The 20,123-nt window shown below is 64.0% G+C and carries 16 protein-coding genes and 1 tRNA gene; 6 read left to right on the top strand and 11 right to left on the bottom strand.

Translation table 11 applies throughout. The annotated features are described in order from the left end of the window. Window positions 1-61: 61 nt before the first annotated feature. A complete protein-coding gene (locus QPK31_RS10380) occupies window positions 62-961 on the top strand; it encodes a LysR family transcriptional regulator (RefSeq protein ID WP_290422856.1) in 900 nt (299 codons plus the stop codon). Between the two features lie 116 nt (window positions 962-1,077). Further along, on the top strand, window positions 1,078-2,493 hold the full coding sequence (locus QPK31_RS10375) for an OmpP1/FadL family transporter (protein ID WP_290422855.1): 1,416 nt from the start codon (window positions 1,078-1,080) through the stop codon (window positions 2,491-2,493). Between the two features lie 177 nt (window positions 2,494-2,670). Here QPK31_RS10375 and QPK31_RS10370 read toward each other — a convergent pair. The 7 genes from QPK31_RS10370 to fdnG all read right to left on the bottom strand — a co-directional run bounded on the left by QPK31_RS10370 (window position 2,671) and on the right by fdnG (window position 11,909). Then, window positions 2,671-2,766: transfer RNA gene (locus tag QPK31_RS10370), tRNA-Sec, on the bottom strand. A gap of 37 nt (window positions 2,767-2,803) precedes the next feature. Further along, window positions 2,804-4,705, bottom strand: a complete 1,902-nt coding sequence (selB, locus tag QPK31_RS10365) for a selenocysteine-specific translation elongation factor (protein ID WP_290422854.1) — start codon at window positions 4,703-4,705, stop codon at window positions 2,804-2,806. Continuing rightward, on the bottom strand, window positions 4,702-6,099 hold the full coding sequence (selA, locus tag QPK31_RS10360; RefSeq protein WP_290422929.1) for an L-seryl-tRNA(Sec) selenium transferase: 1,398 nt from the start codon (window positions 6,097-6,099) through the stop codon (window positions 4,702-4,704). The genes selB and selA overlap by 4 nt, the downstream gene beginning before the upstream one ends. Before the next feature lie 17 nt (window positions 6,100-6,116). Then, window positions 6,117-7,145, bottom strand: coding sequence for a formate dehydrogenase accessory protein FdhE (fdhE, locus tag QPK31_RS10355; protein WP_290422853.1), 1,029 nt, complete (start codon window positions 7,143-7,145; stop codon window positions 6,117-6,119). A 109-nt stretch (window positions 7,146-7,254) separates the two neighbouring features. Next, entirely contained in the window at window positions 7,255-7,911 is a 657-nt protein-coding gene (locus tag QPK31_RS10350) for a formate dehydrogenase subunit gamma (protein ID WP_290422852.1), read from the bottom strand. Continuing rightward, window positions 7,901-8,821, bottom strand: coding sequence for a formate dehydrogenase subunit beta (gene fdxH, locus QPK31_RS10345; RefSeq protein ID WP_290422851.1), 921 nt, complete (start codon window positions 8,819-8,821; stop codon window positions 7,901-7,903). Before fdxH ends, QPK31_RS10350 begins: the two co-directional genes overlap by 11 nt. A gap of 16 nt (window positions 8,822-8,837) precedes the next feature. Beyond that, window positions 8,838-11,909 carry a formate dehydrogenase-N subunit alpha gene (gene fdnG, locus QPK31_RS10340; protein WP_290422850.1) on the bottom strand — a complete coding sequence of 1,024 codons (3,072 nt, stop codon included), beginning with the start codon at window positions 11,907-11,909 and terminating at the stop codon, window positions 8,838-8,840. Window positions 11,910-12,063: 154 nt separating this feature from the next. Here fdnG and fdhD point away from each other — a divergent pair, with 154 nt between their 5' ends. Both fdhD and QPK31_RS10330 read left to right on the top strand, forming a co-directional pair. Next, complete coding sequence (gene fdhD, locus QPK31_RS10335) at window positions 12,064-12,912, top strand: formate dehydrogenase accessory sulfurtransferase FdhD (protein ID WP_290422849.1); 849 nt, start codon at window positions 12,064-12,066, stop codon at window positions 12,910-12,912. Then, complete coding sequence (locus QPK31_RS10330; protein ID WP_290422848.1) at window positions 12,909-13,487, top strand: nitroreductase; 579 nt, start codon at window positions 12,909-12,911, stop codon at window positions 13,485-13,487. Before fdhD ends, QPK31_RS10330 begins: the two co-directional genes overlap by 4 nt. Here the strand turns inward: QPK31_RS10330 and QPK31_RS10325 are convergent. Continuing rightward, window positions 13,484-14,164, bottom strand: coding sequence for a trimeric intracellular cation channel family protein (locus tag QPK31_RS10325; protein ID WP_290422847.1), 681 nt, complete (start codon window positions 14,162-14,164; stop codon window positions 13,484-13,486). The two genes, QPK31_RS10330 and QPK31_RS10325, sit on opposite strands and share 4 nt — an antisense overlap. 153 nt (window positions 14,165-14,317) lie before the next feature. Further along, the gene (locus QPK31_RS10320; protein ID WP_290422846.1) at window positions 14,318-15,424 is read right to left on the bottom strand and encodes a hypothetical protein; all 1,107 of its coding nucleotides are present in this window, start codon (window positions 15,422-15,424) and stop codon (window positions 14,318-14,320) included. 145 nt (window positions 15,425-15,569) lie between these two features. On the opposite strand from QPK31_RS10320, the gene QPK31_RS10315 reads away from it, so the two are divergent. Both QPK31_RS10315 and QPK31_RS10310 read left to right on the top strand, forming a co-directional pair. Beyond that, window positions 15,570-16,265 carry a hypothetical protein gene (locus QPK31_RS10315; RefSeq protein ID WP_290422845.1) on the top strand — a complete coding sequence of 232 codons (696 nt, stop codon included), beginning with the start codon at window positions 15,570-15,572 and terminating at the stop codon, window positions 16,263-16,265. Between the two features lie 297 nt (window positions 16,266-16,562). Beyond that, the gene (locus QPK31_RS10310; RefSeq protein ID WP_290422844.1) at window positions 16,563-17,144 is read left to right on the top strand and encodes a YdcF family protein; all 582 of its coding nucleotides are present in this window, start codon (window positions 16,563-16,565) and stop codon (window positions 17,142-17,144) included. A 139-nt stretch (window positions 17,145-17,283) separates the two neighbouring features. On the opposite strand, the gene QPK31_RS10305 is transcribed toward QPK31_RS10310, so the two are convergent. Beyond that, complete coding sequence (locus tag QPK31_RS10305) at window positions 17,284-18,459, bottom strand: acyl-CoA dehydrogenase (protein WP_290422843.1); 1,176 nt, start codon at window positions 18,457-18,459, stop codon at window positions 17,284-17,286. Window positions 18,460-18,486: 27 nt separating this feature from the next. Continuing rightward, on the bottom strand, window positions 18,487-20,115 hold the full coding sequence (locus tag QPK31_RS10300; RefSeq protein WP_290422928.1) for an electron transfer flavoprotein-ubiquinone oxidoreductase: 1,629 nt from the start codon (window positions 20,113-20,115) through the stop codon (window positions 18,487-18,489). Between the last annotated feature and the right edge of the window lie 8 nt (window positions 20,116-20,123).

Raw genomic sequence — 20,123 nt, 5'->3', positions numbered from 1 at the left:
TATGCCGAAAACTGATCGTTGTCGATTGTTATAATCAGCTTTTTAAATAGTGGTGCTGGCGATGAAACGTTTCGATATCGAGCTGCTCCTGATCTTCGACGAGATCTACAAGACCCGTAACGTCACCCGGGCCGCCGACAACCTCGGCTTGCCGCAGTCGACCGTCAGCCTGGGCCTGGGCAAGCTGCGCGAGCATTTCAACGACCGCCTGTTCAGCCGCACGGCCAAGGGCATGGAGCCGACCCCGCGTGCCGAGAACGCCATCGACGACGTGCGCCGCGCCCTGCAGGCGCTGCAGCATGCGCTGGCCGACGAGCCGGTGTTCGACCCGGTCGGCAGCACGCGCGAATTCCGTATCTGCATGACCGACATCAGCGAGATCGTACTGGTGCCGCGCCTGCTGAACCATCTGCGCCAGGTGGGGCCGGGCATCCGCGTCGACATCTCGAAGATCACGCAGGACAGCCCGCAAGACCTGGCCGACGGCACGGTCGATTTGGCGGTGGGCTTCATGCCGCACCTGGAGGCGGGCTTTTACCAGCAGGTGCTGTTCGACCAGCACTTCGTGTGCCTGGTGTCGAACCGCCATCCGCGCGTGCGGGACAGCCTTTCGCTGGAGGCGCTGCAGGCCGAGGACCACGTGCTGGTGCGCTCATCGGGCACCGGCCACGCCATCGTCGACAAGACCCTGGAGCGCGAAGGCGTGGTGCGGCGCGTGCAGCTGCAGTTGCCCAGCTTTTTGGGCGTGGCGCGCATCGTGGCCGAGACCGAGTTGCTGGCCATCGTTCCTTACCGCTACGGCGCCTCGATGGTGGACAACGAGGACGTGCGCATGCTGCCGGTGCCTTTGGCGCTGCCCAGCTTCCAGGTCAAGCAGCACTGGCACGAGCGCTACCATGCCGATGCGTCGAACCGCTGGCTGCGCGGGGCGATTGCGACGTTGTTCGGGCAGGATGGATAAAAAAGCACGGTCGTAATTAAATTCCCGGTTTGGTGTATGCTTCGCCCCGCATAACCTCTGCAATCCAAAGGCATGAGGGGAGCGTTGAAGAAGACAACCAAACCAAGAGAACCACCGTGAACCAGAAACACCTGAACCTCATCATTGCGCTGGCGCTGGCCGGCATCTCCGCCACGGCCGGCGCATCCGGCTACCGCTTCGGCTCGCAGAGCGTGTCATCGCAGGGAACGGCCGAAGCCAACGGCGCCGAAGCGGCCGACGCGTCGACCGTGTTCGCCAACCCGGCCGGCCTGAGCCGCCTGGAAGGCCGCCAGTTCACCGGCGGCGTTACCGCCCTGGTGCCGCACTCCACCTACCAGGACGACGGCTCGACCCGCTTCACCGGCAGCCCCACCGGCGGCCAGGCGGGCCAGGACGACTACGCGCCAAGCGCCGTCGCCGCGCCGTCGCTGTACTACAGCCATCAAATCAACAGCCGCTGGACCGCCGGCTTCGGCGCCTTCGTCCCCTTCGGGACCGACCTCGATTACGACCGCGACTGGGCCGGCCGCTACTCGCTCACCAACATCAAGCTCGAATCGCTGACCCTGAACCCGTCGCTTGCCTTCAAGCTGAACGAGCAGCACGCGTTCGGCTTCGGCATCGACCTCGATTACATGAAGGCCAGCCTGGGCCAGGCGGTCGACGTGCCGGGTACGATTGCCGCCGCCCAGCACAGCGGCACCGGCGCCGTGCTGGCGCGCCAGATCGCGGGCCTGGGCGGCAATCCGGCCCTGCTGGCGAGCGCCGGCGACGCGTATGCGGGCGTGAAGGGCAAGGACTGGGGCGTGGGTTTCAACCTGGGCTATTTGTTCACGCTGGACGAGAACACCCGCTTCGGCATCGCCTACCGTTCGTCGATCAAACATGAACTGAAGGGCGGGGCGGTGTGGGACTTCACGACCGTGACCTCGGACGCGGTCGTGAACGGCGTGCTGCAAGGCGTGTCGCGCCGCCAGAACTCGGATGCGCGCGTCGAGCTGCGCACGCCGGAAACGCTGTCGGTCAATGCCTTCCACCAGTTCGATGCGCGCTGGGCCGGCATGGCCGACGTGACCTGGTCGCGTAACTCGCGCATGGAGAACATCGACATCGAGTTCCTCGGGACCGGCGAGGGCGACGAGGTGATTCGCCAGCAATGGAAGAACACGGTGCGCGTGTCGCTGGGCGCGAGCTACAAGCTCAATGACGACGTGCTGCTGCGCGCCGGTATCGCGCACGATAATGCGCCGGTGCGTTCGAGCGAACTGCGTCATGCGGCGCTGCCGGATGCGGACCGTAACCAGCTGTCGTTCGGCGCCAACTGGAAACTGACCCCGACCTCGTCGATCGACTTCGCGTATAGCTACCTGGACTTCAAGGACGCGTACGGCGCGTACACCAACAGCTGCAATCCGGTGGCCGTGGGCTGCACGGGCAATGGCGAGACCACGCGCGGGACGTGGAAGACGCATATGCAGCTGGTGGGTGTGGCGTACAACCAGCGGTTCTGAGGCTTTACCTGGCCGTCACGGCCGGCGTTACCGGAACGCCGGCTAGGTAGGGTGGGCGCCCCCGTGCCCACGCGTGAAGCCTGCATCATGCGAACGTCACGCGTGGGCACGGGGCGCCCACCCTACATGGGATATGTCGGCGGTGCTAATTACGCCTGCATCTGCGGAACGGGGAATTGGCGGAAGGCAGAAAGAGTCGAACTTACAGGAGAGCGGCTGACGCCCCCCACCGGGTTTGAAGCCCGGCCCCATCACCGGATGAGAATGCCTTCCTTTTGCAGCGGCGGCGACAAGCCGCGCGCCCTTTGGCTTACACCTGCGGTGGCTCGGGCCAGCTGGCTTGCGGCCTTGGCAGGTGGGTGTTGCGGACCCGGCGAGTATACCCGACGCGGTCAAAGAACTCCAAGACCTGGATCGCGCGTTTGCGTCCCAAACCGGTCGCATCGCGGAAGCTCGCCGCCTGCGCATCCGGCAAACCGGCAACGATGCCAGCCATCTCCGCCAGCGGCGCCGGGTGATAGAACAAGTCCGGCACGACCTGGCTCAGTTGCCCGGCACGCGCGAGTTTACGCAGCAGGGCGCGCACCGCGTCTTCTTCGAGCCTGAAATCGCGCGCCAGGTCGCGTACCCACGGCGGATCGAAGCGCCCGGCCTCCAGGGCTGCCAGCAACGGCGCCGCCATCGCCTGTTCCGCCTCGCTCAAGGCCACGCTGTGCGAGGGCAGGTGCAGGCTGGCGCCGCTGCGCGCGATCGTTCCCGCCTCCAGCATGCGCGATATCAGCGCACTCCAGACCGCGTCGCCCAGTTCCGGCGCCACCATGCGTTTTAAGCGCCACATCTCCAGGCCCGCTTCGTCCGGCTGGCGCGTGTGCCAGGCGCCCAGGCCGTCGAGCATGCGCGTTTCCAGCGGCGCCAGCATGGCCGGGGCGATCAACAGGCTGTCGCCACCCGCCAGCGGCAGGCGCAGGATGTCGTCAGGGAGTTGCAGGCTCTCGGGCGCCAACTGGGTCAAGCGCACCAGGCTGGATACCGCAATGCCGCCAGGACTGGCCGCAACCAGCTTGCCCAGGTCGCCGTCGGCAACCCAGCCGGCCAGCGCATCAAGCCACGCCAGTCGCGCCGGACTGCGCCGCTTGCGCGCCGGCCCGAAGGGATCGAGCACCGCGCCGCCGCCCAGGGTCTGGGTGGCGCCCGCATTGCGCAGCACGAAGCGGTCGCCGGCCACCGCGTGCAGGGGCGCGTCGAACACCAGCTGCGCGCGGGTACGCTTGCCCGGTGCCAGCTGCTCGGCGTCGAGCGGCACCAGGTGCGCCGTGTAGTGGGCAGCGCCGATGTGCACGTGCACCGGCGCCCAGGAACCGAGCGCCGTGGCATCGGGCAGCAACGTGATGTCGGCATCCAAACGTTCCGAACACTCGGCCATGCGCGGATCGACGATCCAGCTGCCGCGCGCGATATCGTCCTTGCCCACACCGGCCAGGTTCAGCGCCAGACGCTGGCCTGCGCGTCCTTCCTCGGCAGGTTTGCCCTGCGCATGGATCGCGCGCACGCGAGCCTGCTGCCCACCCGGCGCCAGCTGCACCAGGTCGCCCGGTACCACGCGGCCTGCCAGCGCGGTGCCGGTGATGACCGTACCCTGGCCGGACACGGTGAACACGCGGTCGACGCCGAGACGGAACAGGCGTTCTTCGCTGCGGCCCGGCAGTGCTGCTGCCTCGCTTCCAAGATGCTCCAGCAGCGCGGCCACGCCCGGATCGCCCGGATGCGCGGCGGCGGTGCGGAACACCGGCGCACCCGAAAACGGCGTACTGTCCAGCAGGGCAGCAACCTCGTTCTCGACTTCGATCAGCCGCGCCTCATTCGCGCGGTCGGCCTTGGTCAACGCCACGCAGGCACGGCGCACGCCGAGCAGTTCCAGGATCGCCAAATGCTCGCGCGTCTGCGGCATGATGCCGTCGTCGGCTGCCACCACCAGCAGGGCGAGGTCGATCCCGGTCACGCCCGAGGCCATGGTGCGGATGAATTTCTCGTGCCCCGGCACGTCGATCACGCCGAGCGTTTCGCCGCCCGGCAGCGGCGCGTAGGCGTAACCCAGTTCGATGGTGATGCCGCGCGCTTTTTCCTCTTTCAGGCGGTCGGTGTCGACCCCGGTCAGGGCGCGCGTCAGCGTGGTCTTGCCATGGTCGATATGGCCTGCGGTACCGACGATCATGGAGCAGCGTTCTCCCGAAGGATGGTCAGCTGGTCGACAAAGGCAGCCACCTGGTCGTCTTGCAGGCAGCGCAAATCGAGCCACAGGGTGTCGTCGGCGATGCGGCCGATCACCGGGCGCGGCAGCGCACGCAGGCGCCGCTCCAACAGCCCGAGCGGATTGCCGCGGATGCGGGCGCCGGCGCGGATCGCCAGGCCATGGCTCGGCAGCAGTTCCACCGGCAGGGCGCCGCTGCCGATCTGGCTGTTCATCGGCGCGTCGCTCACCGTGTAGCTGTCGCCCAGCGCAGCCTGCAGCGGTGCGGCCAGCGACGCGGCCAGCGCACGCATCTCGGCGGCCGGCCGGGTCAGCAAACGCAGCGTGGTCAGGCGCTGCGGCAGCAGGTCCGGCGCGCGGTACAAATTCAGCACCGGTTCCAGCGCGGCCAGGGTCAGCTTCGACACACGTAACGCGCGCTTCAAAGGATTCTTCTTGATCTTCGCGATCAGATCAGCGCGGCCGGCGATGATGCCGCACTGCGGCCCGCCCAGCAGCTTGTCGCCGCTGAAGGTCACGAGGTCGGCGCCGGCGGCGATGGTTTCCTTGACCGTGGTCTCGTGCGGCAGGCCGTAGCGTTCCAGGTCGACCAGGGTGCCGCTGCCGAGATCGACGGCAATCGGAATCCCGCGTTCGCGCGACAACGGCACCAGTTCGGCAACGCTCACTTCCTTGGTGAAGCCGGTGATCGCGTAGTTGCTCGCGTGGACCTTCAGCAGCAGGGCGGTCTGCTCGCCCGCATATTCTTCGTAGTCTTTCAGGTGGGTGCGATTCGTCGTGCCCACTTCGCGCAGGGTCGCGCCGGCGCGCGCCATGATGTCGGGGATGCGGAAGGCGCCGCCGATTTCCACCAGTTCGCCGCGCGAGACGATCACTTCACGTTCGGCCGCCAGCGCGTTCAGCATCAGCAGCACGGCGGCGGCGTTGTTGTTCACGACCGTGACGGCTTCGGCGCCGGTCAATGCACGCAGCTGTTCCTCGACCAGGTCGTCGCGGTCGCCGCGCTTGCCGGTATCGATGTCCCATTCCAGGTTCATCGGCCAGCGCAGCGCCTCGACGACCGCCTGCACCGCCACGTCCGGCAGCAGGGCGCGGCCGAGGTTCGTGTGCAATACCGTGCCGGTGAGGTTGAACACCGGACGCAGGCGCGAGGCATTCGCCGCAGCCAGGCGCTCGCCGAGCCGCGCCAGGATCGCATCCGGGGCGACGTCGAGGGCGGCGCCGCCGCGCAAGCTTGCGCGCAGCTCGTCGAGCAGGGCGCGCAGCGCGTCCACGGTCTGCTCGCGCCCATACTCGGCAATCAATGCCTGGCAGCCCGGCGCGTCCAGCAGGACATGCACGGCCGGCAGGCGCGGCATCGGCGCGGCGCCGCCCGTCACGCCTCGTCCTTCAGCCAGAGCAGCGGATTGCCGCTGGCGCGCGCATACCCGGCTTCGGAGACGAGCACGTCGAGCAGCAGGCTGGCCAAATCGTCGGCCAGCGGCTCCACGTGGTAATCGTGTTCCTGGTTGAAGATCTTGCGGTAGGTGTGGCAGTCGTCGCAGGTCTCGGCGCGTGCGACCTTGGTCGGGTCGTTCGCCTTATCTAACGTTTTGCCTTCGCCGGCGGCGGCCACGTTGGCGGCCTGCGGATCGGCGTCCTTGCCGACCAGGCCCTGGTAGGCGACTTTGCCGTTGGCTTCGCAGCACGAGCACTTCACGCGTACCATGTGCCACTCGCTTTCGCAGCAGCTGCAGTGCAGGTAACGATATCCCTGCGACTGGCCGCCGATGCGCACCACGCTGGCGACAGGTTGCGAACCGCATACCGGGCACAGCGTGCCGGTAACGAGCGGCTGGGCCCAGGCGGGGTCGAGGCGCGAGGCCATCAGGCTCCAGCTCACCTGCAGGGCGGCGGCGATGAAGGGCGCGCACAGCGGGTCGATGCCCTCGGCATAGCCGTTCAGGATGGCGTCGGCCATGCCTTCGAGCTCGGCGTCGTTCAGGCCGCGCAGCAGGGCCAGGGCCGGCGCCAGTTGCGGCGACGCCTCGACACCCGGCTTCAGGGCTTCCAGCAGGGCGGCGAACACAGCGCGCCAGCCGGCAGGACGGGCGCCGCTGACCGGCAGCGGCGGCATGTTGTGGTCGTGGGCCAGCTTCATGCTGGCGTCCGGCGGCAGCTCGACCTGGTAGGCAACGCTGCCGGCGACGACGGCTTGCTGGGCATCGGCCAGTTGCGCCATCAGGCCCAGGTAGCCGCGCAGTGCTTCCTCGACGGGAATGCCCGGCACTTCGCCGGCCGCCAGCTGGCGCAGGCGCGTGGCGCGCGCGGCAAACAGGGTGGCAGGGTGAGGCAGCAGCAAGCGTGGGATGGCGTTGTGATCGAGTGATTCGATCTCGCCCGGTTGGAGTAGACGTTGTACCAAAATAATCTCTCGAAAAAAGCAGGGCCGGGTCGCGTGTGCGAACCCGGCCCATTGTAAATCAAGCGGATGAAGCGCGTCGGCGGCGCTTCGATCCGCTCGCGGCTAGGCCTTAGCGGCCGCCCTTGTTGCGCATCAGCTGCTCGAACCAGCGCGGATGGTGCTTGCGTACCCAGCCATAGGTCACGGTGCCGCGCACCATGGCGCCCATCGTGCCCTTGATCCAGATGCCGGCGTACACGTGCACGATGATCGAGACGATGATCACGAAGGCAAAGAACGCGTGCAGCAGGGCCGACAGGCGGATCACGCCGATCGGGAACAGGTGCGAGAACCAGGCGCGCCAGATGACGATGCCGGTCAGCAGCAGGAAGGCCATGCAGGCGATCAGCGTGAAGAACAGCATCTTCTGACCGGCGTTGTAGCGGCCCACCTTCGGCAGCGCGTGCTCGTTCCCGTTCAGGACGTCCGGAATCTGGCGCAGCCACTGCTTGTCGCCCGGTTCGAACTGGTTGTGGTGCCAGAAGCGCACCACCAGCACGGCAAAGGCGACGAACATCACCAGCCCGAAGAACGGGTGCAGGATGCGGGTCCACTGGCCGCCGCCGAACAGCAGCGCCAACCAGGCCATGACCGGGTGGAACATGGCCAGGCCCGACAAGCCGGCCAGCACGAAGCAGATCGCCGTGATCCAGTGGTTGCTGCGCTCGTTGGCGTTGTAGCGCTCGATCAGCGGGTTGCCATCTTTATCACGGAGCTCATGCTTCATGCTTGTCTCCCTGCAGCTGCTTGGCTTCCGCCAGCGCCTCGGCTTCCTCTTCCTTGCTCACCTCGTTCGGGCCGACACGGGTGTAGTGGAACAGGCCGGCGAGTGCGGCGGCGGCCATGCCGGCCATCGCCAGCGGCTTGGCCAGGCCCTTCCAGATGGCGACGGCCGGGCTGATGCTTGGATTGTCGCGCAGGCCGTGGTACAGCGAGGGCTTGTTCGCGTGATGCAGGACGTACATCACGTGGGTGCCGCCCACGCCGGCCGGGTCGTACAGGCCGGCGTTCTGGTAGCCGCGTTCCTTCAGGTCTTCGATACGCTCGGCAGCGTGCGTCTTCATCTCTTCCTTGGTGCCGAACATGATGGCGCCGGTAGGGCAGGTCTTGACGCAGGCCGGTTCCTGGCCCACGGCAACACGGTCCGAGCACAGCGTGCATTTGTATGCACGGTTGTCCTGCTTCGAGATGCGCGGCACGTCGAACGGGCAGCCCGTCACGCAGTAGCCGCAGCCGATGCAGTTTTCCTGCTGGAAGTCGACGATGCCGTTCGCGTACTGCACGATCGCGCCCGGCGACGGGCAGGCCTTCAGGCAGCCCGGGTCCTCGCAGTGCATGCAGCCGTCCTTGCGGATCAGCCACTCGAGGTTGCCGTCTTCGTTCTCGTGCTCCGAGAAGCGCATCACCGTCCACGACTTCGGGGTCAGGTCGGTCGGGTTGTCATAGATGCCCGAGTTCACGCCCACTTCGTCGCGGATGTCGTTCCACTCCATGCAGGCGGTCTGGCAAGCCTTGCAGCCGATGCATTTCGAGGCGTCGATCAGCTTGGCGACGCTGCCGCCCACCGGCGAACGCGCGGTAGGCGGGGTCACGGTGGTGGCCGAGACCCGTTTGATGTCCAACGATTGTAGTGCCATATCTATTCTCCGGTCCTCAAGCCTTCTCGACTTTCACCAGGAACGATTTGAATTCCGGTGTCTGCGAGTTACCGTCGCCCACGACTGGGGTCAGGGTGTTGGTCAAATAACCAGGCTTGGTCAGTCCCTTGAAGCCAAAGTGAATCGGGATACCGATGGTGAAGGTTTCCTTGCCGTCGATTTTCAGGGCCTTGATCCGCTTGGTGACGATGCACTTCGCGATGATCGAGCCCCGTTTCGACGTCACTTTCACATGGTCGCCGGCCACCACGCCAATCGTCTTGGCGTGCGCTTCGCCGATTTCCACGAACTGTTCCGGCTGGATGATCGCGTTCAGGCGAGCATGCTTGGTCCAGGTGTGGAAGTGCTCGGTCAGGCGATAGGTGGTCGCCACGATCGGGAACTCGGCCGCCGTGCCCATCTGCTTGCGGTCTTCCGGGAACACGCGCGCGCCAGGGTTGCTGGTCGCACGGGCATTGTTCGGGTGCATCAGGTTCTTGCCAACCGGATTCTCGAACGGCTCGTAGTGCTCGGGGAAGGGACCCTCGTTCATCATGCCGCGGGCGAAGAAGCGCGCCACGCCTTCGGCATTCATGATGAACGGGTTCATGCCGCCCACCGGGTTCTCGTCGACCTTGAAGTCGGGCACGTCGGCGCCGGTCCAGGCCGCACCGTTCCAGCCGATCAGTTTCCTGGTCGGGTCGAACGGCTTGCCCTGCGTATCGCAGGACGCGCGGTTGTACAGCACGCGGCGGTTCGCTGGCCAGGCCCAGGCCCAGTTCAGCGTATTGCCGATGCCGGTCGGGTCGCTGTTGTCGCGGCGGCCCATTTGGTTACCGGCTTGCGTCCACGAACCCGCGAAGATCCAGCAGCCCGAGGCGGTGGAACCGTCGTCGCGCAGTTGCGCGAAGCCTGCCAGCTGCTCGCCCTTTTTCGCCAACACCTTGGTCGGGTCTTTCGGGTCGAACACGTCGGCCAGCGCCTTGCCGTTGAACTCCATCGCGAGTTCTTCCGGGGTCGGGCTGTGCGGACGGGCGTAGTTCCAGGTCAGGTTCAGGATCGGATCCGGGAACTTGCCGCCATCCTTCTGGTAGGCGCCCTTCATGCGCAGGAACAGTTCCGACATGATCTCGATGTCCGAACGTGCCTTGCCCGGCGGCTCCGCGCCTTGCCAGTGCCACTGCAGCACGCGCGAGGACGAGACCAGCGAGCCGCGTTCTTCGGCGAAGCAGGTGGTCGGCAGGCGGAACACTTCGGTCTGGATCTGCGTCGGGTCGACGTCGTGGAATTCGCCATGCGACTTCCAGAACTCGGCCGTTTCCGTTTCCAGCGGGTCCATCACGACCAGGAACTTCAGCTTCGACAGACCGGCCTGCACCTTGGCCTTGTTCGGCGCCGATGCCAGCACGTTGAAGCCCTGGCAGATGTAACCGTTCATCTTGCCCTGGTTCATCAGCTCGATGGCTTGCAGCAGATCGTAGGGCTTGTCCAGCTTCGGCAGGTAGTCGAAGGCGAAGTTGTTTTCCTGGGTCGCAGCATCGCCCCACCACGACTTCATGAAGGAGACGTGGAACTTCTTGTAGTTGCTCCAGTAGCTGAGCTGGTTAGGACGCAGGGCCTGCGGTGCACGCGCCTTGATGTAGGCGTCGAAGTCCTGTTCGGCTTCGTTCGGCAGTGTCATGTAGCCCGGCAGCAGGTTCGACATCAGGCCGAGGTCGGTCAAGCCCTGGATGTTCGAGTGGCCGCGCAGCGCGTTCATGCCGCCGCCGGCGATACCCATGTTACCCAGCAGCAGCTGGACCATGGCGCCGAGGCGAATGGTCTGGGCGCCGGTGGAGTGGTGGGTCCAGCCCAGTGCGTACAAAATGGTACCGGCGCGGCCAGGCACGGCGGTCGACGCCAGGGCATCGGCAACCTTCTGGAACTGCGCAGGCGAGACGCCGCAAATCTTTTCCACCATCTCCGTCGTGTAACGGGAATAGTGTTTCTTCATCAGCTGGTACACGCAGCGCGGGTGGCTCAGGGTCGGGTCGACCTTGGCGTAACCATCTTCGCCGATCTCGTAGTTCCAGCTCGATTTGTCGGTGTATTTCCCGGCGGCTTCGTCGTAGCCGGAATAGATGCCGTCATTGAAGGCGAAATCTTCGCGCACGATGAAAGGCATGTCCGTGTAATTGCGGACGTATTCATGCTGGATCTTGTCGGTCGTCAGCAGATAGTTGACGATCGCGCCCAGGAACACGATGTCCGTGCCGGTACGCGTCGCGACGTAATAGTCTGCAACGGACGCGGTACGGGTAAAGCGCGGGTCGACCACGACCAGCTTCGCTTTATTGTGGGCCTTTGCTTCGGTGACCCATTTGAAACCACAAGGGTGTGCTTCAGCGGCATTGCCGCCCATGACGAGGATGACATCTGCATTCTTGATGTCGACCCAGTGATTCGTCATCGCTCCACGGCCAAACGTCGGGGCAAGACCTGCCACCGTCGGACCGTGTCAAACACGCGCCTGGTTATCGAATGTCAGCATGCCCAAAGACCGCACGGTCTTGTGGGTGATGTATCCGGTTTCGTTGCTGCCGGCCGAAGCGGCCAGCATGCCGGTGGTCAGCCAGCGGTTCACGACCTTGCCGTCTGCCGTCTTCTCGATGAAGTTGGCGTCGCGGTCTTCCTTCATCAGCGTGGCGATGCGGTCCAGCGCCTGGTCCCAGGAAATCTTGGTCCATTCGGTGCCGCCCGGCTTGCGGTATTCCGGCTCGAGCAGGCGGCTCGGGCTGTGGATGAAGTCCACCAGGGAAGCGCCCTTCGGGCACAGGGTGCCGCGGTTGACCGGGTGGTCGGGGTCGCCCTCGATGTGGATAATGGATGCGGCGGCGTTCTTGGCGCCATCGCCAAGGCCGTACATCAGGATGCCGCAACCGACGGAGCAGTACGGGCAGGTTTGACGGGTTTCGGTGGTGCGGGCGAGCTTGTACTGCCGGACTTCGGCAAGTGCCGTAGCCGGAGCAAAGCCGAGCAGCGCCAGGCTCGAACCCGCGATGGTGGCGCCAGAAACCTTCAGGAACTGGCGGCGAGACATCTGGTTCATCAAAGATCCTTCTCACAGGAAATACGAGAGGCGAAGCTTACACCTTTGGCTTCCAGCAACGAATGCTAAAATTGACGAATAAATGCTCTAATCTGCTCAAATACGTAGTTTCCACAATGCTTGAAACGCAATTTTATACGGTTGCGTTAAAAAAATGACAAATCTGATCGATTCGGAAGAGGACGTTTCCATGCCGACTGCGCGCTCGCGTGGGGTGCTGCGCATGCGTGGCGGCGTACTGGCCGAGACCGCCGATATGGTGGTCGACGAAGTGCCGGTGGCGCTGGTTTACAACGGGCTTTCGCATGCGGTGATGATGGCGACGCCAGCCGACCTGGAAGACTTTGCACTTGGGTTTTCGCTGAGCGAAGGGATCATCGATTCCGCGGCTGCCTGCTATGGGATCGAGGTGGAGCAGGGCGGGCAGGGGATTGCGGTACAGCTGGAGATCGCGTCTTCGGCGTTTGTCGGGTTGAAGGAAAGGCGGCGGACGTTGGCCGGGCGGACGGGCTGCGGCTTGTGCGGGGTGGATAGCCTGGAGCAGGTGCGGCGGCCCGAGCGCGTGCTGGCGCCGGCGGTCGGTTTCCATGCTGCCGGGGTGCGCAAGGCCTTGGGGTTGATCGGTGCTGAGCAGCAGCTAACGCGTTTGACTGGCGCTGCGCATGCGGCGGCCTGGTGCGGGATGGATGGTTCGTTGCGTATCGTGCGGGAAGATGTCGGCCGCCACAATGCGCTGGACAAGGTGATTGGGGCCATGGCGCGCGGTAAAGCGTCGCCAGAAGACGGGTTCTTCCTCATCACTAGCCGGGTCAGTTTCGAGATGGCGCAGAAGGCCATCGTGGCCGGGGTGCCGGCGCTGGTCGGGATGTCGGCGCCGACGCTGGCGGCTGTCGAACTGGCCGAGCGGGCCGGCATGACCTTGCTCGCGTTTGCGCGCGGGCGCGACTTCGTTTGCTATACGCATCCGCAGCATCTCGGCCTCGATGTCGAGGCCGGGGCGTGAGGGCGGTGGACCAGGCGTTGTGGACGGCGCTGGCGGGGCGGCGCAATTATCCGCCGCGGCGTTTGATTGCACCGGGGCCGGATGCGGTGTCGCTCGAACGCATCTTTGAGGCGGCGGCGCAGGGGCCGGATCATGGGCAGTTGCAGCCGTGGCGCTTCATCGTGGTGCCATCGGCGCGGCGTGCCGATCTAGGTGAGGTGTTTGCGCAGGCCTTGGCCGAGCGCGATCCGGACAGCGATGAGACGGTACGTGCGCGGGCGCGTGAGAAGGCTTTTCATGCGCCTTGCCTGGTGGTGGCGGTGCTGGTGGACGCGCCTGAAGCGAACAAGGTGCCGGCTGCCGAGAAGCTGGTGTCGCTTGGCTGCGCGGTGCAGAACATGCTGATTGCGGCGCAGGCTACGGGTTATTCCAGTGGCCTGGCGAGCGGCGCGGCGATGGGTTCGCAAGGTATGCGCGACTTGCTGCGCCTGGCGCCGCACGAGCGGGCGATCTGCTTCGTTGCGTTCGGCACGGCCAGCGAGCCACGGCCGCCGCGCGAACGGCCGCAGCCTGCGGACTTCGTGACGACGCTTTAACGCTCTTCGTCGCGGTGCGCTTCGGTCTTCTCCGGCCAGCGCGCCGTCGGCAAATGCCAGCCGTAGCGGATCGCCGCCAGGCGCAATCCCAGGCACAGCGCCGCACCGGCGCAAGCGGTGATCGTAGTCGGCCAGCCCAGCACGTGGCCGATGACCACCACGCTGGCGCCGGCCAGCGCTGCTACCGCATAGATATCCGACCTGAAGACTCCTGGCACGTTCGACAGCAGAACGTCGCGCGCGATGCCGCCGCCGATCCCGGTCAGCATCCCCAATAGTGCCGCCATCATCGGCTCCAGCCCGAACACCAGCGCCTTTTGCGAACCGGCCACGCAGAACAGGGCCAGGCCGACCGCATCGAAGAACAGCACCGGGCTTTGCAGGCGGTTAATGATGGGGTACCAGAAGAAGATCACTACGCCGGCCAGCAGCGAGACGGCCAGGTAGCGCCAGTCGCTGATTGCCGCAGGGGGCGTGGCGCCGATCAGCAGGTCGCGCACGATACCGCCCGAGTTGGCGGCCACGAAAGAAAGCACTAGCACGCCGAAGATATCGAGGCGGCGGCGCGCGCCGGCCGTGGCGCCGGAGAGAGCGAAGACGAAGGTGCCGACCAAGTCGAGCGTGAGCACGAGGGTCTTGATGGCGGCGTCTACGTCGAGGGTGAGGACATCGAACACGTTGTTACCTTGGGTGGACAGCTTGTATGGACAAAGGGCGCAATGATAGCGCAACAACCGGCCGCTACGGAACCTGCTCCTCTGACCGGTATCGGGTATTTGTTGCTGGATGGATCGAATCGGTGCGGATTTGCACCACCTCGATCCCAGGGTTCAGCCTTTGTCGTACGCCGGCAAAAACAGGACGCAAGGGTCATTCGGCTTGAGCGCGACAAATGCCGACGCCTCGCCTTCTGCATCACCTTTTACTTCCGACCAATCGAAGTGAAACGCGATGCCGGTGGGCGTTGGTGTAAACGCAGGTTCCTGACCGTCTTTCAATCCTGCCTTGGCAGCCCACGGTGCCTTGCGCGCACGCAGGCTGGCCACGATTGCTTTCGACATCCTGGCGCGGCAGACCCGATCCGGCTTGATGAAGGACGCGAAGTCAAGTGGCAACAAATGCCCGTCCTTGAGCTGATAATGGCGGGTCAGCTCGTAACTTTCGCTGCTGGGGGCATCCCTGTTGTAGCCTGATACGGCAGCATGGATCGACAACAGCGTTCTGGACTTCCACGTAATGCGAATGCGATTGAGACACTGCCGGTCGTGTTCGCAAATGCGCGCCTGTTCGCGTATCCATGCATCGGCTTCGGCTTCGCCCACCACGGGAAAGACTGCCGAATATTCGAAGGCGTTTGCCGCCTCTTCGTGGCCGGTAAGTCGATTGCGAAACGGGCGCCGTACCAGTATGCTTTTATAAACCACTTCCCGTTGCAAGGAAAAGTCCAGCTCCTTGTTCAGACTTACCGATTTCCAGTGCCCGTTTCCCGTGGCCATATCCGGGGCCAGGCTGATAGAAAAGTATTCCTCGTCGCGGTGGTAGCACTTGTCTGGAACGCTTCGCACCAAGGGCATCGGATTACCCGCATATTCGAAGCCTCCCAGCGGAATCGGGCTACCCTGGTAAAACTTTGGATACCAGTAAGAGGGATGAAACTTGGTGCCGGCCGCGCCGCCTCGATTGGGCGGGAACGGATAGCCAAGCTCCATCTGGAAACCGGTGCCGTCGCCGAAAACGCCGTCATATAGCGCGCCCCCAATCCATTCGATGCGGTCAGGCGCGCTCAGGTAGTCTTCGCTTGCCTCGCAAGCAAGGGGACTTATCGCCAGGCAGGCGAGCAACACGTGAAAGTATGGTCTCATTCGGCGCAAAAATGGGTAGGTCGGCGATCTTGCCGGGCTCATCAAAAGCGTACGTCCAAAACGTTTTTTCAGCAATCGAGTACGCGATCCAAGAAACTGATCGGCCATGCGGGACGAGTGGACGCCAGCGGGTCCATACGATACATTCAGGCGCATCTACTGGCGCTCGCTGTGCTCGACAACCCGCAATACTCGGACTATCGGTGCTTATGAAAAAAAGATGGCAGTTCACGGTCTGATGGCGTCGTCTCTGGCGCTTGCATTGGCAGGCCCGGCGCGCGCCGACAAATTGCCCTGCGAAGGGGTGACTTGCATCATCGGGATTCCGGTCGCAGTGGCCTATGTAGGGATCGTCAAGCTGGCTCCAACGCCGGTACTGATCAAGGCGCTGGACGCGCTGCACGAACGCGATATGCCGACGCTCAAGCGTTTGGTGGACGGACATCCGGAACTCGTTCGCTTAACACCGGAGCAAGCCGCGGCGTTGGCGAAGATGGAAACGGAAAAGGGCCAGCGCCCAATCAGCGAGCGCTATGTGCTGTCGCTGGAACCAGACGAGTCGGTAGATAAAGGGATGATTGAACACAGCATCATTACCGGCAATTGGGACATGCTGGAATACCGGCTCAAAACCAACCGGCGCTGGGCTGCTGCCGTCGATAACGGCTATGTCTTGCTGTTGGCAGGTGCCAAGACAGGGAATCTGGACGCGCTTCGCTTGTTGCTCGACGCTGGCGTGCCCGCCGATTCGCATAAGGGCGGCGCCATACGCGCGGCACGAGGCGAAGAAACGAAACAGTTACTTCTCAGTCGCTCTGCCTCTTCGCCCATGCCAGACGACCCAGCCGCGAAAGACGCCGAACCTTGTCCTTGCCGCCCAGGTGGCAAAGCACCGACGCGCGAGACCGAAGAATAAAGAGCGCTGGCTGAACTCGCCTTGGATGGCAACCGCCGACAGACGTTCGGAGTGCTTCTCAGCCAAACCTTGAACCGCAGGGTGGGGACTTGCAACCATCGTTCATTCAGCAGCCGGGTCGATGCGTTGTTACAATGACGACATGCGCGGCCCTGGCCCTGATGCTCCGTCGGGGTGCATGTTACACGTTGTCTTTGCACGGGGAAAACGCCCTCCGCAGGAGCTGGCGCGTTTAAAGACAACGGGGGTGCGCCTCCTAGAATTAGTGAAGTAATGATTTCAAAAATATGGCTCGTATTGGGCAAGCCCGTTTTCCTGGTACTCGTGTTGGTCGTGCTGGGCTATGCCGCAGCCGCCTGGCGAGTCGCGCAGTTTGGAAATGAACGTTCCGACGAACCGGCCGATGCGGCAGTGGTACTCGGTGCTGCCGCTTGGGGCGACCAGCCGTCTCCTGTGTACCGGGAGCGTCTCAACGAAGCACTTATTCTCTACCAGACCGGAAGGGTACGTTGGATCATCTTCACGGGTGGGACACCGAAACCGGGATATCTGACTGAGGCAGAGGTAGGCCGCAAATTCGCACTGGCCCACGGCATCCCTGCCAAGGCCATCCTGCTCGACACCGAATCCCGCAGCACCTGGCAAAACCTGACTAATGCAAAGAAATTGGTGGCAGCGGCGAAGCTGGACACGGTACTCTTGGTGAGCGACCCGCTCCATATGCGCAGAGCCATGCGCATGGCGACCGATATCGGATTGCACGCAAAGCCGGCACCCACAACGTCGAGTCGCTTCCAATCATGGCGTTATTGGAGCAATTTCTTGTGGCGCGAAACCTCGCTCTACCTTGCGTATATCGTGTTCAAGAAGTTGACCTAGCATTGACTGCGAATGCGATCGCCTCCATAGCCATACCAGGAGCATCAGCGCGGGTCACCGCCGTCGTTTGAGTTGAAGCCCCAAATAAAAAACGCCGGCGCGACACAAGTCGCAGCCGGCGTTTTTAGTAGGGCAGGGCTTAGAACGCAGCAATACCGGTTTGTGCACGTCCCAGGATCAGGGCGTGGATATCGTGCGTACCCTCGTAGGTATTCACCACTTCCAGGTTCACCATGTGGCGAATGATTCCGAACTCGTCCGAGATGCCATTCCCTCCCAGCATGTCGCGCGCGGTACGCGCGATGTCCAGCGACTTGCCGCAGGAATTGCGTTTCATGATCGAGGTGATCTCGACCGCCGCGGTACCTTCGTCTTTCATGCGGCCCAGGCGCAGGCAGCCTTGCAAGCCGAGCGTGATCTCGGTCTGCATGTCGGCCAGTTTCTTTTGCACCAGCTGGTTCGCCGCCAGCGGTTTACCGAACTGCTTGCGGTCCATGGTGTACTGGCGCGCCGTGTGCCAGCAGGCTTCCGCCGCGCCGAGCGCACCCCAGGCGATGCCGTAGCGCGCCGAGTTCAGGCAGGTGAACGGACCTTTCAGGCCGCGCACGTCCGGGAAGGCGTTCTCTTCAGGGCAGAACACATTGTCCATCACGATCTCGCCGGTCACCGACGAACGCAGGCCGAACTTGCCGTGGATCGCCGGCGCCGACAAACCTTCCCAGCCTTTTTCCAGCACGAAGCCACGGATCGCGCCTTCGTCATCCTTGGCCCAGACCACGAACACGTCCGCCACCGGCGAGTTCGTGATCCACATCTTCGAGCCGGTGAGGGCATAGCCACCGTCTACCTTGCGCGCACGGGTCACCATCGAGCCCGGGTCCGAACCGTGGTTCGGTTCCGTCAGGCCGAAGCAACCGATCCATTCGCCGGTCGCCAGCTTCGGCAGGTACTTCTGCTTGGTCGCTTCGTTACCGAACTCGTAGATCGGCACCATGACGAGCGACGACTGCACGCTCATCATCGAGCGGTAGCCCGAATCCACGCGCTCGACTTCGCGCGCGATCAGGCCGTAGGCGACGTAGTTCAGGCCGGGGCCGCCGTACTGTTCCGGGATGGTCGGGCCGAGCAGGCCCAATTCGCCCATCTCGCGGAAGATCGAGGTATCCATGGTCTCGTGGCGGAAGGCCTCGAGGATGCGCGGCTGCAGCTTGTCCTGGCAGTAGGCGGCGGCCGCGTCGCGCACCATGCGCTCTTCGTCGGTCAGTTGCTGGTCGAGCAGCAGCGGGTCGTCCCAGTGGAATGCCGTTTTGGTCATGATGATCTCTTTATCGAAAAATGAAAATTACATGTTCGGGTAGTTCGGCCCGCCGCCGCCTTCGGGCGTCACCCAGACGATGTTCTGGGTCGGGTCCTTGATGTCGCAGGTCTTGCAGTGCACGCAGTTCTGGGCGTTGATCTGCAGGCGGTCCTCGCCCGCGTCCGTCTTTACGTACTCGTAGACGCCGGCAGGGCAGTAGCGCCCCTCCGGCCCGGCGTACTTGGCCAGGTTGATCTGCACCGGCACGGACGGGTTCTTCAGCGTCAGGTGCACCGGCTGGTCTTCGGCGTGGTTCGTGTTCGAGATGAACACCGACGACAGCTTGTCGAAGGTGAGCTTCCCGTCCGGCTTCGGGTACACGATCGGCGTGAACTCGGAAGCAGGGCGCAGGCACTCGTGGTCCGCGTGCTTGTGGCGCAGGGTCCAGGGCGCCTTGCCCTTGAAGACGATCTGGTCGATGCCGGTCATGACGGTGCCGATGTACAGGCCCTTGCTCATCCACGGTTTGAAGTTGCGCGCCACGTGCAGCTCTTCATGCAGCCAGGACTGCTTGAACGCTTCCGGATAGCTGGCCAGTTCGTCGTGCTGGCGTCCCGCACCCAATGCCGCAAACGCCGATTCCGCCGCCAGCATGCCGGTCTTGATGGCGCCGTGGCTGCCCTTGATACGGCTGGTGTTCAGGAAGCCGGCGTCGCAGCCGATCAGGCAACCGCCCGGGAACACGGTCTTCGGCAGCGACTGCAGCCCGCCCGCCGTGATCGCCCGCGCACCGTAGGAGATGCGCTTGCCGCCCTCGAAGTACCCACGGATCGCCGGATGCGTTTTGTAGCGCTGGAACTCCTCGTACGGCGACAAATACGGGTTCTGGTAAGCCAGCCCCACCACGAAGCCCACCGCCACCTGGTTGTTCTCCAGGTGGTACAGGAAGGAGCCGCCATAGGTGTCGCTGTCAAGCGGCCAGCCGGCCGTGTGGATCACCAGGCCCGGCTTGTGTTTCGCCGGGTCGATCTCCCACAGTTCCTTGATCCCGATGCCGTAAGTCTGCGGATCGGCATCCTTGTTCAGCTCATACTTGGCCATCAGCTGCTTGCCCAGGTGGCCGCGCGAACCCTCTGCAAAGAAGGTGTACTTCGCATGCAGCTCCATGCCGAGCTGGAAGTCCGGACCCGGCTCGCCGTCGCGCTTGACGCCCATGTTGCCGGTGGCGACGCCCTTCACCGAACCATCCTCGTTGTAGAGGATCTCGGCGGCAGGGAAGCCAGGGAAGATCTCCACGCCCAGCGCTTCGGCCTGCTGACCCAGCCAGCGCGTGACGTTGGCCAGCGAAATCACGTAGTTGCCGTGATTGGTCAGCATCTTCGGCACCATGAAACCAGGCGTGCGATATGACTTGGTCTCGGTCAGGAACAGCACCTGGTCTTCGGTCACCGGCGTATGTAGCGGCGCGCCCAGCTCTTTCCAGTTCGGGAAGAGTTCATTCAGCGCGATCGGGTCCATCACCGCACCCGACAGGATGTGGGCACCGATTTCCCCGCCTTTTTCCAGAACGCAGACCGAGACTTCCTGGCCTTTCTCGCTTGCGAGCTGCTTCAAGCGAATCGCGGCCGACAGGCCCGCAGGCCCGCCGCCGACGATCACCACGTCATACTCCATCGACTCGC

This window comes from Massilia sp. YIM B02769 (genome assembly GCF_030411995.1).
Classification (GTDB): domain Bacteria; phylum Pseudomonadota; class Gammaproteobacteria; order Burkholderiales; family Burkholderiaceae_D; genus Telluria.
This window is presented reverse-complemented; position numbering and strand designations above follow the sequence as displayed.